Origin of the sequence: Hoeflea prorocentri (genome assembly GCF_027944115.1) — a bacterium.
GTDB lineage: Bacteria > Pseudomonadota > Alphaproteobacteria > Rhizobiales > Rhizobiaceae > Hoeflea_A > Hoeflea_A prorocentri.
Window position 1 is genome coordinate 2,384,538 of sequence record NZ_JAPJZI010000001.1, and the last position, 13,140, is coordinate 2,397,677.

Sequence of the window (13,140 nt, forward strand, 5' to 3'; positions counted from 1 at the left end):
CAGCCGCATTTTTCAGCCTATTGGCCACCGCCGAGCGAGTGGACAAACACCGCGAGCTGCTTGATGACCGGATCACCAAGGCGATCCGCCCAGCCAGGCATCACGCCGTGCTGTGGATTGGCGACCTGCTGTGCAATCTCGTCTTCGGTGCCGCCATAAAGCCAGATCGCATCGGCCAGATTGGGAGCTCCGAACTCGACATCACCGGTTCCGTCGTCAGAATGACAGGCGGCGCATTGTTCAGCATAGATCGTTGCACCGGCTTCGGCCAATGCCGGGTCGGAAGGTGTGCCCGACAAGCCGTAGACATAGGCAGCCACCTGCCGGATCTCGCCTGGCTCCAGCAGATCGGCATAGACCGGCATGTCGGAGAACCGCGAGTCATCATCCGCCTCCCAGCGTACTCCATGGGCGATCGTATCGTAGATGGCGTTGATATCACCACCCCACAGCCAGCCATCGTCATTCAGGTTCGGATAGCCGGGCGAGCCTTGCGCGCCGGAACCGTGACACTGAACGCAGTTGACCTTGAAGGCGGCCGAACCGCCCGCAACGGCGAACTGCAGCAGATCGGGGTGACCGGAGATCTCCTCGACCGGCATTTGCGCAATGCGGTCCAGATATTGCGACTGATCGGCTTTCGCCGCCGCAATATCACGGTCGACATTGGCGCGGCTGGAGTAACCCAGCAGCCCCGTTGTCGCACTATTGATGAGTGGTATGGCCGGGTAGGCAATCATATAGCCGACCGCCCAGACGATCGTGGCATAGAAGGTCCAGACCCACCAACGGGGCATCGGTGTGTTGAGTTCCTTGATGCCGTCCCATTCGTGACCGGTGGTCTCAACGCCGCTGATTTCGTCAATTTGCTTCTCGGACATCACTTAATCCTTGTTATCCTCTTTCCGGTCGCCATCGTCTTCCAGTGGTATCCGGGCAATCTCGTCAGCCTTCTTCTTGCTGCCGGGCCGGAAGGTGTAGACCACCACCACCACAAAAACGATCACCAGGAAAAGCAGACCCCAACTGTCGGCAAAGGTCCGCATGGTTTGGTAATCCATGACCGGTCCCCTATCGGTAACCTGACGTTGGGTCGTAGCTGGAGAAGTCGACGAGCGTGCCGAGCATCTGCAGATACGCAACGAGAGCATCCATCTCCGTCAACCGGGTTGGATCGCCATCGAAATCGCCGAGAACGGCTTTTGGATAACGCTCCTCGATACCCGACCAGTCGGCATCCGGATCAGCCTGGGCCTCAAGATCGGCCTTGGCATTGGTGACCATCGCCTCGTCATAAGGCACGCCGACCGCGATGTTGGCTTTCAGCTCCATCTCGATATTGGCGTATTCCAGCGGCGCATCCGCCAGGAACGCGTAGCTGGGCATGATCGATTCAGGAACAACCGAGCGCGGCTCAATGAGGTGCTGCACATGCCACTCGTTTGAGTAACGCCCGCCAACACGCGCCAGATCGGGCCCCGTACGCTTGGAGCCCCACTGGAACGGATGGTCGTACATCGACTCCGCCGCCAGTGAATAAGGTCCGTAGCGCTCCACCTCATCGCGGAAGGGACGGATCATCTGACTGTGACAGACATAGCAGCCCTCACGGATGTAGATGTTCCGGCCCGCCAGCTCGAGAGGTGAGTAGGGTCGCATGCCCTTCACCTTCTCGATGGTGTTTTCAAGGTAGAACAGGGGCGCAATCTCCACGATACCGCCGATGCTGACGACCACGAGAGACGAGACCAGAAGAAGGGTCGCGTTCTTTTCGAGGATTCTGTGTTTATCAATGAATGCCATTGTTATTGTCCCCTATTCAGCCGGCTGCATTGCAGGTTGGCTGCCCGGAATGGGAGCCTCTTTGCGCTCGTGACCGCGGATCGTCATGAAGATGTTGTAAGCCATGACGAGACCGCCAACGAGATACAGCGCGCCGCCGATGGTCCTGAGGATGTAGTAAGGTTTCATCGCAGCAACGGACTCGGCGAAGGAGTAGACCAGGAAGCCCTGATCGTCGTACTCACGCCACATCAGGCCCTGCTGGATACCAGCCACCCACATGACAGCCGCATAGACGACGATGCCGAGGGTTGCGAGCCAGAAGTGCCAGTTGACCAGCCGCAGCGAATAGAGCCGCTCGCGATGCCACAGTTTCGGCACCAGATAGTAGATCGCGCCAAACGAGATCATACCGACCCAGCCCAATGCACCGGAGTGCACGTGACCGATGGTCCAATCGGTGTAGTGGCTCAGGCTGTTGACCGCCTTGATCGACATAACCGGCCCCTCGAAGGTGGACATGCCGTAGAAAGCGACCGCAATCACCATCATCCGGACGATCGGATCGGTGCGGATCTTGTCCCAGGCCCCCGAAAGGGTCATCAGACCGTTGATCATACCGCCCCAGCTCGGCATCCACAGCATGACAGAGAAGACCATGCCGAGGGTCTGCGCCCAATCGGGAAGTGCGGTGTAGTGGAGGTGATGCGGACCCGCCCAGATGTAAAGGAAGATCAGCGACCAGAAGTGAACGATCGACAGGCGATACGAATAGACCGGCCGTCCGACCTGCTTCGGAATGAAGTAGTACATCATCCCAAGGAAGCCGGCCGTCAGGAAGAAGCCCACGGCGTTGTGGCCGTACCACCACTGCGTCAGCGCATCCTGTACTCCGGCGAAGGCCGAGTAGCTCTTAACACCAAGGAATGAAACCGGAACCGCCAGATTGTTGACGATATGCAGCATTGCAATCGTCACGATGAAGGCAAGATAGAACCAGTTGGCCACATAGATATGCGGCTCCTTGCGCTTGAACAACGTGCCAAGGAAGACGAGCAGGTAAACAACCCAGACAATCGTCAGCCAAAGGTCGACATACCACTCGGGCTCTGCGTATTCACGGCTCTGCGTGATGCCCAGGAGGTAGCCCGTCGCGGCCATGATGATGAAAAGCTGATAACCCCAGAACACGAACCACGCAGCGTTGCCACCCCAAAGGCGCGCCCGCGTCGTGCGCTGGACCACGTAAAACGATGTCGCCAGCAGCGCATTTCCGCCAAATGCAAAGACCACTGCTGATGTGTGCAGCGGCCGCATGCGGCCAAAATTGAACCACGGCTCGATGTTGAGATCGGGAAAGGCCATCTGCGCCGCGATGACGACGCCAACCAAAAAACCGACGACACCCCAAAACATCGTCGCGACGGCGCCGTATTTGACCACCTCATCGAAATATTCCGATTCAGTCGCCTCCCCTGACGCGGCTTTTACCGCGCCGAAAGATGCTTTGCGCAGCAACAGCACCACAGAAACGAGCAACACGAAGAACAGCACCCACATATGGGCTTCAAACAGGCTGTCCGCCGCGAATGCTGCGCCGAGCAGAGCAAGAAACGCTCCGATCCCCACAGCGACGGTTTCAACTCCAAATTTCATAAATGACCCCCAATTAGGCAGCTTGTCCGTGCGGGCAGGACTCACGGTCCTACCGATCAGAACGGCTTATTTCAAAATGTGTCCAGATATTCCTTGATCTCGATCAATGCACCAGTTGACCTTTCGACGCATATCTCTCCGTTATGCAGAACGTCTGTTTGACAATAGCCAATTCGACCGAACCCCACCAGCGAGGGTCTAACACATGGACTGGCAGGAGGTTTTGATGAACCAGCCGGCTGCGCTTGATTTGATTGATGAATCGGCCCGTTTCTTCAGCGAACCAGCCGGTGATCCGCTGGTTGCATTGGAAAAAGCTCACCTGACACAGCTTACGCTTTGCGACATGCTGGAGCAGATCGCTGATTCGATCCCGGGACAGATCAACCGTGAAGTCTGCAGCCGGCTCGCAGCCGGATTGCTACCGCTGATTCGAGACATCCATCAGTTTGAAGAGGAAATACTCTATCCACAGGCGCTTGATCGCCTGGGGACGGCACCCGAGATCGAATCAACCATCAGACGATTGCGATACGAGCACTGCGAAGACGAGTGCTTTGCCGAGGAGCTGGCCGACGCCCTCTATGAACTCGGGACAGGCAAGGCCCCGCGCAACCCAGAAGCCATCGGCTACATGCTTCGCGGTTTCTTTGAAGCGATGCGCCGTCATATCGCCTTCGAGCACGAACACCTTGTGCGCCTGCTGCGGCAGACGGCAACGGATGGCCAGCAAGGTTTGGTAACCGGCTAGAACAAGCTAGTCGCCACGCGGCAGCACCAGATTGGCGCGCCCGAAATTGATCACCGTGCGATCCGGGTCGATACGCCCGTCAATCTCAATCAAAGCGAGTTGTGCCGTACCCCGGTCACCCGGAAGAACGAATACCAGTGGCTTCGACAGGCTCTCATCCTGGGACGCCCTTGCCTTCTCCAGCAGAGCCGCCGACGCGATCTCCCACGCGTCGCCATCATAGGCAATGATCAGCTTGCCCCCTTCGACGATGATGGCGGGCCTCTCTCTGCCGGCGGGCAGGCCGCCCGTCCAACCGTCACCGAAGCGATGCACGCCGGAAAGGATGGCATCGGCGCCGGAGTTGAGTTCTATGGGATATTGCGCGGAAAAATAAACGGGAATCGGGTGTCCGCTTTCGGCCGTCCCGGTTGCGGAGCGGACAAAGTTGAGAACCTGCAATGTCGCATTCAACCGGGCCTGCCGGGTATCGCCCTCAAACGGGTTCTCGGGATGGCCATCAAACCACGATGCGAGAAGATCAAGGCGTCCGGCCCGCGAAAGCAACGTGACAATGGAATACCCTTCGTTAGAAACAGCCGGATCGAATTGTGCCTCGTGATCGATCTTGCCGTTTTCCAGATGTCCTGCCTCTTCCATGAGCGATGCAAGCCGCGAAAACTGGCTCTGAACCGTCATCGACACCGCACCCCAGGGACCGAACGAGGCCGCGACGAGCAGAATTGCAAGGGACCCTACAATGAAACGCGGCCGGACGGCCGACGGGCGAACCGAGCGCCACAACAGGGTCAAAAGCAGCCAGATGCCGACAATCGCCAGCCCGTAGCGCTCAGGTGTAAGGCCGTAATCGCTAACCCGCCGATAAAGCCCGATTGCCAATAGGCACAGAGGCACGATAAGCAGGAAAAACCAAAGCCTGCCAAAGGTTCCAAGAAGCCTGGATCCCGATTCTGCCCACGGCTTGGCGATCAGCCAAACCGCGGTCCCGCCGATCGAGAACAGAAGAACCATGAGACCGATCTGACCGCGCGGCAAATCCCATTCCAGAAGAATCCGCCCGGCGTACAGATAAAGGATGGCCACATAAACAAGCACGAGCGGAACGAGAAGATAGTTGAGCAGCAGCCTGGACCCGGAGATCAGCAGCCCGGATTCCAATTGCGGATCGAAGCTTTCATCAAGGTCGCTTGAGACCATTGAAAGGCCAAAGAGCGGCCCGACGAGTGTTACGGCGGCACAAATGAGATATGACATGCTGTCGGAGCCGAAATTGACGGCAAACAAGTATTCGACGCTTTCCACGACCGCGGCGAGGCCGAGAAAAAACACCAGGGCGACAATGACGGCCAGGACAATCGCCATGGCCAGACGCGCATTGAACATCCACATGGCATTGTCGTCGTTGTTCGACAGATAGCCGGCGACCATGACGCAGAGCACCAGCCCGGGCATCCAGAACATGAACAGGACGGTCATGTTGAGCGCCGCGGCCAACCAGAATGGCGCCGTGGCAATCAGACCGGTTGCTACGGCAACGGCAATACCGCGCACTGCGTTCCAATGACGGCTCTCGGCATAAAGATGCGCGGCGCCGGAGGCAAGAAACGCGGAGGCCAGCGCGCCATAGAGCGGTTCGGCAAATAGCCGATGCGAATGATCGTTCGGTTCGTAAATACTGCCGGGACTTATCACGCCGGCGATTTGAAGCGTACCGATGATAAAAACCGACACGCTGAACGCAACCGGCACAGGAAAGCGGTAAAGGGTCTGCGACAGATCGGGCAACAGGCGGCCCAGTCGATTTGAACGTACCATCTACAATCGTCCCGGCTGCTCGCCGGCATCACATACGGAAATGCGGCGGCTCAAACCTTTGTTTTAAAGGCACGATCATGGCTAAAATCGGTATGACCGCCTCCAGCGCACATCAACTACCCGGCACGAGGCTGCCTAAATGCTGGCCCGATGAGCAAGGCGTTCAAGGTCGGGAACGGTGACATGACGGTTGTTTTCAATCTCGACCACACCGTCTTTGCGCAGCTTTGTCATCTGCCGGCTGACCGTTTCGATCGTCAGCCCGAGGAAGTCGGCAATGTCTGCGCGGGTCAGCGGCAATTCAAAGGACACGCCGTCGACGGCATCTGATTCCGGATTGATATGGGTCGCGATCAGATAGAGGAAACTCGCCACCTTTTCGGCGGCGGTTTTACGGCCAAGCGTCACCATCCACCCCCTCGCCTCGTCCAGCTCGTTCAGCGTCTGCTGAAGAAGACGGTGCTCAAGGGACGGGCTGTCCTCTATCATCCGGTCCACGGCACTGCGGGGAAAGCTGCACAGGCGCACCGTCGTCGCCGATTCGGCATTGGTTTCACTCGATGTCTTGAACGGCCGACCGAGGAAGTCGGGAGCAAACTGCAGACCGACAATCTGCTGACGGCCATCGGACAAGATCTTGGTCAGTTTGACCACGCCGGACAGGATATTGGAATAGTGGGTCACGGCCTCACTGTCGGCAACAAGGGCCGTACCGGCCGAAACCTCCTTACGGCTCGCGATCTTGTTCAGTTGCGTCAATTCATCCGGCGTGAGTGAACCGCACATGCCGTGATGACGCGCTTCGCATGCCTGGCAAAGAGCCGGCATTTCCGAATTGTGAATATCCCTGCGTTTTTCTGTCATTTTTATCCGGTTCGACGAGCAATCGTCCTGCACCTAATTAATACACTTTCAGCAAAAATGCGACCTATTGTCCACATTTGAGCAAAGCCCCCCAAAACCCCTTGTTCCCCTGCAAGACAAGGGTTTTTTCGCGGCTTTCAGTGGTTGCTTCAATTCGCCTCACCCTTGACCAAGATCAAATCGCAAAAACAGTGGGCGCGGTAGATACGGACAATCGGGCCTTAAGAGCGGTGACAGACCGCCTACGAACGCAAGACGAGGGACTCTGCAATGCAGGACATACTGGTCGAAAGGCTGAAAAAGCCGACCCCACGCTATACCAGCTATCCGACCGCGCCGCATTTCCACGACGGTATCGGTCCCGAGCAGTACGAAGGCTGGCTCAAGGCGCTTGCGCACGGCAGTACGCTTTCGCTCTATGTCCACATTCCGTTTTGCGACCGTTTGTGCTGGTTCTGTGGATGCACGACCAAACAAACCAATAAATACAAACCGGTAGAACGCTATCTTCAGTCCCTGTATCGGGAGATCGGGACCATCGGGCGCCTGACGGGGTCCCGCGCGAAAGTCAACGCCCTGCATCTGGGCGGCGGTTCGCCAACCATGCTTTCGCCCGAGGACTTCGAGCGCTTGCGGGCGATCATCGATGCGCATTTCGAGTTCACGGCAAATGCTGAAATCAGCATTGAGATGGACCCGAACGACCTTGACGAGGATAAATACGACGCGATGGCGGCTTTTGGTGTCACGCGTGCGAGCCTCGGCGTCCAGGATTTCGACGAACGGGTTCAGGCGGCCATCAATCGCCCGCAAACATTTGAGCAGACCCGGGAGGTGGTGGATGCGATGCGCGCCCGTGGCGTCGGCTCTGTCAATCTCGACATGCTTTACGGGCTGCCGCATCAGAGCCTTGAAACCATCGACGACACCGTCGCCAAGATCATCGAACTCGACCCGGATCGCATCGCGCTCTTCGGATATGCCCATGTGCCGTGGATGAAAAAACACCAGAAGATGATCGACGAAACCCGCCTGCCCGGCGTGAAGGAACGGTTTGAACAGGCCAGTCATGCGGCCCGGCTGCTTGCCGAAAACGGCTATCACAGCATCGGAATGGACCATTTCGCGCGGCCGCACGATACGCTGAGCAAAGCCGACAAAAGCGGGGCGCTGAACCGGAATTTTCAAGGTTATACCGTGGACAATGCGGATGCGCTGATCGGTCTTGGCGCCTCCTCTATCGGCCGTCTGCCGCAGGGTTACGTCCAGAACACCCCGTCCACGCACGACTACCAGCGCCGGGTCGATCAAGATGGCGGCCTGGCAGTTGTACGCGGTCTCGAACTGACCGGGGACGACCGTATGCGCGCCTGGCTGATCGAGAGACTGATGTGTGATTTTCAGTTCTCATCGTCGGAGCTGACATCCCGGTTCGGAGCGTGTGCCAATTCGGTGATCAGCGAAGCCTGTGCCATCGCAGCAGCGGATGAGGACCGGCTTTTTGTCCAGGATTGCGATACGTTCAAGGTCACGGAAAGCGGACGCCCCTATGTGCGCACCATTGCCGCCGAGTTTGACCGGTATCTGAAGCGCGGCACCGGCAGGCACTCGGTCTCCGTTTAACCAGTCAAGCATACACCGGACCGCCGGCCGATACGCCTGCTGCACCCTGCCTTCAAACACGCCCTGTCAGGCTGGCCGATGTTTCTTGTGTGACCATCAAAATGTCCGATCCTTATGTCATTGGGCCCGCCCGGTGTGCTAGATCCGTATCCGGAGGATCGTGCTACCGGACCATTCGGACCGGCATCGGGAGAAATCGGCGATGTATGATTATGTAATCGTCGGCGGGGGTTCAGCGGGCTGCGCACTTGCGGCACGACTGAGCGAGGATCCGAACAAGACAGTCTGTCTTCTTGAGGCCGGTGGCGACAGCAAGGGGTTGCTGTTCCGAATGCCGGTCGGAGCTGCTGCGATGCTGTCAGGCTGGCCGTTCAAGATCAACAACTGGGCTTACGAAACAGTCCCGCAACCGGGTCTCAATGGCCGGAAAGGATACCAGCCGCGCGGAAAGGCGCTTGGTGGATCAAGCGGCATAAACGCCATGCTTTATGTTCGCGGTCACCGTACGGATTATGACCATTGGGCAGATATCGGCTGCGACGGCTGGTCATTTGAAGACGTCCTGCCCTATTTCCGGGTGGCGGAGAACAATGAGCGTGGCGGCGACGTCAGCCACGGCGCGGACGGCCCGCTCCATGTGTGCGACCAGCGCTCGCCAAGGCCCATCAGCAGCGCATTCCTGGAAGCCGCGATTGCTTGCCAGCACAAGTACACCGATGATTTCAACGGTGAAGAGCAGGAAGGCGTGGGGCTCTATCAGGTCACCCAATTCCATGACCGGGACCGCAATGGTGAGCGCTGCTCAGCGGCCGCAGCCTATGTTTATCCGAACAAGAACAGGCCGAACCTGACGGTGATCACCAGGGCACATGCCACCCGCGTCCTTTTTGACGGCAAGCGCGCGATCGGCGTCGCGTACAGCCAAGGCAGCAAGCAGCTAACGGTACGCGCAAGACAGGAGGTCATCTTGAGCGGCGGCGCGTTTAACTCACCGCAACTGCTCATGCTGTCGGGGATCGGGCCGGCTGACGAGCTTCGCAACCATGGAATAGGCGTAGTGCACGAACTGCCAGGTGTCGGTCGGAACCTGCAGGATCATCTCGACTATGTGTTCCTGACGGAAAGTGGAGACACCGATCTTGTCGGCCTGTCATTCAGGGCGCTGGGCAAGAAGATCGCCGCGGCGGCCGAGTGGGCGAAAACCGGACATGGCCTCCTCGCCTCGCCGTTCTCAGAGGCCGGGGCATTCCTAAAGACCGACCCGCGGCTTGAGCGGCCTGATATCCAGCTCCACTTTGTTGTGGCTATGCTTGATAACCATAGCCGGACGCTGCATTTTGGCCATGGCTATTCCTGTCACGTCTGTGTTCTGCGTCCGCATTCGCGCGGCTCCGTTGGCCTGTCGGACTCCAACCCGATCAGCCAACCGCGCATCGACCCGTGCTTTCTTGCCGACAAGCGCGACGAGGACGCTTTGCTTGGCGGTGTCAAACTGACACGTCAGATTCTTGAAGCCCCTGCCCTCCAGCCCTATCGCAAGCGGGACATCTATCCCTACTCCGGTTTGAGCGACGAGGAGCTGCGCGAGGATATCCGCGCACGGGCCGATACGGTCTATCATCCGGTCGGCACCTGCAAAATGGGCACCGACAATATGGCGGTCGTCGATCCGCGGCTCAAAGTGAGAGGGCTGGAAGGCCTGCGCGTTGTCGATGCCTCCATCATGCCGACCATCATCGGCGGCAACACCAATGCACCGGCGATCATGATCGCTGAAAAGGCAGCCGACATGATCAGGGCCGACGCAAAATAAAAAAGGGGCCGGACGGCCCCTTTTTCACATCGGAATGTCGCTTACATTCCTTTGGTGATCTTGTCGGTATGAGCACCTTCGGGCTCTTTGGAAATCACCGGATCGGAACCGCCGGACAGCAGTGATTTAACCGTGCGGTCATAGTCGGCAACATTAAGCGATCCATCGGAACCGGCGACAAGCTTGTTGATCTCGCCCATCATCCGCTTCTGGTGCTTTTCCGTCTGCGCGCCGGTTGCATCGTTTTCAAGCACGATGTCAGCGGCCTCAGCCGGGTTCTCAGCGGCATAGTTCCAGCCCTGCATAGAGGCTTTGACGAAACGCTGGAACATATCGACCTTCTTCGGATCATCGAGATCGGCTTCCATGACATAGATGCCGTCTTCAAGCGTTGCGACGCCCTGATCCTCATACTGGAAGGTGATCAGATCCTCCGCGGCGATGCCCGCATCGATGATCTGCCAGTACTCGTTGTAGGTCATGGTCGAAATGCAGTCGGCCTGCTTCTGCAGCAGCGGGTCGACGTTGAAGCCCTGCTTGAGGACCTTCACACCATTGTCCGAACCATCGGTCGGAATGCCAAGCTGGCTCATCCAGGACAGGAACGGATACTCGTTACCGAAGAACCAGACGCCGAGCGTGCGGCCACGGAAATCTTCCGGCGATTTGATACCGCTTTCCTTCAGGCAGGTCAGCATCATGCCGGAACGCTTGAAAGGTTGGGCGATGTTGACAATCGGCACACCTTTTTCACGCGAGGCAAGCGCAGACGGCATCCAGTCAATGATCACGTCGGCGCCGCCGCCGGCAATCACCTGCGCCGGTGCGATATCCGGTCCGCCGGGTTTGATCTCGACATCGAGATCAACGGCGTCATAAAAGCCCTTGTCCTTGGCCACGTAGTAGCCGGCAAACTGGGCCTGCGTTACCCATTTAAGCTGCAGGACAAGCTTGTCCTTCGCCATGGCCACGCCTGAAGCAAGGGCCATGGACAGGCCGAGCGCCAATGCCAATAGTTTCTTCATTTCAATTCACTCCTCTGGTTGAGGCTCCGTCTCTTCGTTGTGTCAGCTCCTGTAGGACGGATGCCAGAATGTCACGGCGCGTTCCAACAGGGCAATAAGTCCATAGGACAACGAACCTGCCAGCGCTGCAACAAAGATTTCAGCCCAGACCATGTCGATATTCATGCGACCGACCTCGGTTGAAATTCGAAAACCCATACCGACGATCGGCGTACCGAAGAATTCGGCGACAATCGCTCCGATCAAAGCCAGCGTGGAATTGATCTTAAGGGCATTGAAAATGAACGGCATTGCGGCGGGAAGCCGCAGCTTCAAGAGCGTCTGCCAATAGCCGGATGCATAGGTCTGCATCAGGTCCCGCTCCATGGCACCGCTCGCGGCAAGACCGGCCACGGTGTTCACCAGCATGGGGAAAAACGTCATGACGACAACAACAGCGGCTTTCGACTGCCAGTCGAAACCGAACCACATGACCATGATCGGGGCGATACCAACGATCGGCAGCGCCGCAACAAGATTGCCGATAGGTAAGAGGCCCTTGCGCAGGAACGGCACGCGATCCACTGCCACGGCAACCGCGAAACCGGAAATACACCCCATCGCGTAACCGGCCAGCACCGCCTTAAGGAAGGTCTGGGTAAAATCGGCCCAGAGAATATCAGTCGAGGCGGCAATTCGCGCCCAGATCATTGACGGGGACGGCAGCAGGACGGGCGAAATGTTGAAGCCGACCGTAATGCCTTCCCAGATGACGATCAGTGTCACACCGAAGATCAGGGGAATCAGCAGATTGATGCCGCGGGCCAGCACCTGATTTGAGGGATTGAGCTTCACCAGCCAACTGTTGGCGAACCATGCCACCATCCAGAAGAACGTCGCTGCTACGATCGCGCCATTGTTCATCGCGCCATCCCCATTCGGCTCATGACGATGCGCGCGATGATGTCAACCAGCATGACCAGAAGAGCCGCCAGAACCGCAGCGGCGATCAATGCCGACCATATCTGGATCGTCTGGCCGTAATAGGATCCCGTCAGCAGGCGGGCGCCGAGACCGGCAACCGCCCCGGTCGGCAACTCACCAACAATTGCCCCGACAAGACTGATGGCCACGGCAACCTTCATGGACGTGAACAGGAACGGAACCGCCGACGGCCAGCGCAATTTCCAGAAGGTCTGCTGGTTGCTGGCGTTGTAGGTCCGCATCAGGTCGAGATGTCTTGGATCCGGCGATCGCAGGCCTTTCACCATGCCGACCGTCACAGGAAAGAAGGACAGGTAGGCCGAGATAAACGCTTTGGGTAACAGGCCCGAAATGCCGACAGCGTTCAGGACAACGATGATCATGGGGGCTATGGCGAGGATCGGAATGGTCTGACTGGTGATAACCCAGGGCATCAGGCTTTTGTCCAGGACGGCGGAGTGCACGATCAGCACCGCCAGCAAAATGCCCAGCATCGAGCCCATGGCGAAGCCGAGCAGCGTCGACGACATGGTAATCCATGTGTGATAGATCAGACTGCGCTTGGAGGTGACCTTCTTGAGTGCCGTTGTCTTCCAGATTTCATCGGCGACCTGATGCGGCGCCGGCAGAACCGGTCTTTCCTGCGCCAGCGTCTTGTTGACCAACTGCATGGTCGTCAGCGATGTGTCGGCCCTCGCCGCCTGATCGCGCTCAAACGGCGCGTTGAGGATCACAGCAAACCCGTACCAGATGACCACAATCGCCACGACCATCGTGCCGACCGGCAGGACGCGATCCACAAACCATCTATTTAGCCCCCCGGATTGCGCCATCAGCCCTCCGCCCCG

General features: G+C 58.0%; 12 protein-coding genes. 3 read left to right on the top strand and 9 right to left on the bottom strand.

Annotated elements, in window-relative coordinates:
* Positions 1-17 precede the first annotated feature (17 nt).
* Genes ccoP through ccoN form a run of 4 tightly spaced genes read right to left on the bottom strand, consistent with a single transcriptional unit; the run spans position 18 to position 3,438 of the window.
* Positions 18-881: a cytochrome-c oxidase, cbb3-type subunit III gene (gene ccoP / locus OQ273_RS11220; RefSeq protein ID WP_267990591.1), complete on the bottom strand. Its 864-nt coding sequence runs from the start codon at positions 879-881 to the stop codon at positions 18-20.
* A 3-nt stretch (positions 882-884) separates the two neighbouring features.
* The gene (locus tag OQ273_RS11225) at positions 885-1,061 is read right to left on the bottom strand and encodes a cbb3-type cytochrome c oxidase subunit 3 (protein ID WP_267990592.1); all 177 of its coding nucleotides are present in this window, start codon (positions 1,059-1,061) and stop codon (positions 885-887) included.
* 10 nt (positions 1,062-1,071) lie between these two features.
* The gene (gene ccoO / locus OQ273_RS11230) at positions 1,072-1,803 is read right to left on the bottom strand and encodes a cytochrome-c oxidase, cbb3-type subunit II (RefSeq protein ID WP_267990593.1); all 732 of its coding nucleotides are present in this window, start codon (positions 1,801-1,803) and stop codon (positions 1,072-1,074) included.
* A gap of 12 nt (positions 1,804-1,815) precedes the next feature.
* On the bottom strand, positions 1,816-3,438 hold the full coding sequence (ccoN, locus tag OQ273_RS11235) for a cytochrome-c oxidase, cbb3-type subunit I (RefSeq protein ID WP_267990594.1): 1,623 nt from the start codon (positions 3,436-3,438) through the stop codon (positions 1,816-1,818).
* A gap of 226 nt (positions 3,439-3,664) precedes the next feature.
* Here ccoN and OQ273_RS11240 point away from each other — a divergent pair, with 226 nt between their 5' ends.
* Positions 3,665-4,189, top strand: coding sequence for a hemerythrin domain-containing protein (locus OQ273_RS11240; protein ID WP_267990595.1), 525 nt, complete (start codon positions 3,665-3,667; stop codon positions 4,187-4,189).
* A gap of 6 nt (positions 4,190-4,195) precedes the next feature.
* On the opposite strand, the gene OQ273_RS11245 is transcribed toward OQ273_RS11240, so the two are convergent.
* Both OQ273_RS11245 and OQ273_RS11250 read right to left on the bottom strand, forming a co-directional pair.
* Positions 4,196-6,004: a DUF4153 domain-containing protein gene (locus OQ273_RS11245; RefSeq protein ID WP_267990596.1), complete on the bottom strand. Its 1,809-nt coding sequence runs from the start codon at positions 6,002-6,004 to the stop codon at positions 4,196-4,198.
* 135 nt (positions 6,005-6,139) lie between these two features.
* Complete coding sequence (locus tag OQ273_RS11250; RefSeq protein WP_267990597.1) at positions 6,140-6,868, bottom strand: Crp/Fnr family transcriptional regulator; 729 nt, start codon at positions 6,866-6,868, stop codon at positions 6,140-6,142.
* A 270-nt stretch (positions 6,869-7,138) separates the two neighbouring features.
* Between OQ273_RS11250 and hemN the strand changes: the two genes are divergently transcribed.
* Together hemN and OQ273_RS11260 are read left to right on the top strand one after the other, a co-directional pair.
* Complete coding sequence (gene hemN / locus OQ273_RS11255; RefSeq protein WP_267990598.1) at positions 7,139-8,491, top strand: oxygen-independent coproporphyrinogen III oxidase; 1,353 nt, start codon at positions 7,139-7,141, stop codon at positions 8,489-8,491.
* Positions 8,492-8,693: 202 nt separating this feature from the next.
* A complete protein-coding gene (locus tag OQ273_RS11260) occupies positions 8,694-10,304 on the top strand; it encodes a GMC family oxidoreductase (RefSeq protein ID WP_267990599.1) in 1,611 nt (536 codons plus the stop codon).
* A 41-nt stretch (positions 10,305-10,345) separates the two neighbouring features.
* On the opposite strand, the gene OQ273_RS11265 is transcribed toward OQ273_RS11260, so the two are convergent.
* Genes OQ273_RS11265 through OQ273_RS11275 form a run of 3 tightly spaced genes read right to left on the bottom strand, consistent with a single transcriptional unit; the run spans position 10,346 to position 13,125 of the window.
* Complete coding sequence (locus OQ273_RS11265; protein WP_267990600.1) at positions 10,346-11,329, bottom strand: ABC transporter substrate-binding protein; 984 nt, start codon at positions 11,327-11,329, stop codon at positions 10,346-10,348.
* Positions 11,330-11,371: 42 nt separating this feature from the next.
* Positions 11,372-12,232, bottom strand: a complete 861-nt coding sequence (locus tag OQ273_RS11270) for an ABC transporter permease (RefSeq protein ID WP_267990601.1) — start codon at positions 12,230-12,232, stop codon at positions 11,372-11,374.
* Entirely contained in the window at positions 12,229-13,125 is an 897-nt protein-coding gene (locus OQ273_RS11275) for an ABC transporter permease (RefSeq protein ID WP_267990602.1), read from the bottom strand. The genes OQ273_RS11270 and OQ273_RS11275 overlap by 4 nt, the downstream gene beginning before the upstream one ends.
* Between the last annotated feature and the right edge of the window lie 15 nt (positions 13,126-13,140).

Excerpts from the sequence above, each read along its gene's own strand:
- ccoP (WP_267990591.1), bottom strand. The coding sequence starts at position 881 with ATGTCCGAGAAGCAAATTGACGAAATCAGCGGCGTTGAGACCACCGGT.
- OQ273_RS11225 (WP_267990592.1), bottom strand. The coding sequence starts at position 1,061 with ATGGATTACCAAACCATGCGGACCTTTGCCGACAGTTGGGGTCTGCTT.
- ccoO (WP_267990593.1), bottom strand. The coding sequence starts at position 1,803 with ATGGCATTCATTGATAAACACAGAATCCTCGAAAAGAACGCGACCCTT.
- ccoN (WP_267990594.1), bottom strand. The coding sequence starts at position 3,438 with ATGAAATTTGGAGTTGAAACCGTCGCTGTGGGGATCGGAGCGTTTCTT.
- OQ273_RS11240 (WP_267990595.1), top strand. The coding sequence starts at position 3,665 with ATGAACCAGCCGGCTGCGCTTGATTTGATTGATGAATCGGCCCGTTTC.
- OQ273_RS11245 (WP_267990596.1), bottom strand. The coding sequence starts at position 6,004 with ATGGTACGTTCAAATCGACTGGGCCGCCTGTTGCCCGATCTGTCGCAG.
- OQ273_RS11250 (WP_267990597.1), bottom strand. The coding sequence starts at position 6,868 with ATGACAGAAAAACGCAGGGATATTCACAATTCGGAAATGCCGGCTCTT.
- hemN (WP_267990598.1), top strand. The coding sequence starts at position 7,139 with ATGCAGGACATACTGGTCGAAAGGCTGAAAAAGCCGACCCCACGCTAT.
- OQ273_RS11260 (WP_267990599.1), top strand. The coding sequence starts at position 8,694 with ATGTATGATTATGTAATCGTCGGCGGGGGTTCAGCGGGCTGCGCACTT.
- OQ273_RS11265 (WP_267990600.1), bottom strand. The coding sequence starts at position 11,329 with ATGAAGAAACTATTGGCATTGGCGCTCGGCCTGTCCATGGCCCTTGCT.
- OQ273_RS11270 (WP_267990601.1), bottom strand. The coding sequence starts at position 12,232 with ATGAACAATGGCGCGATCGTAGCAGCGACGTTCTTCTGGATGGTGGCA.
- OQ273_RS11275 (WP_267990602.1), bottom strand. The coding sequence starts at position 13,125 with ATGGCGCAATCCGGGGGGCTAAATAGATGGTTTGTGGATCGCGTCCTG.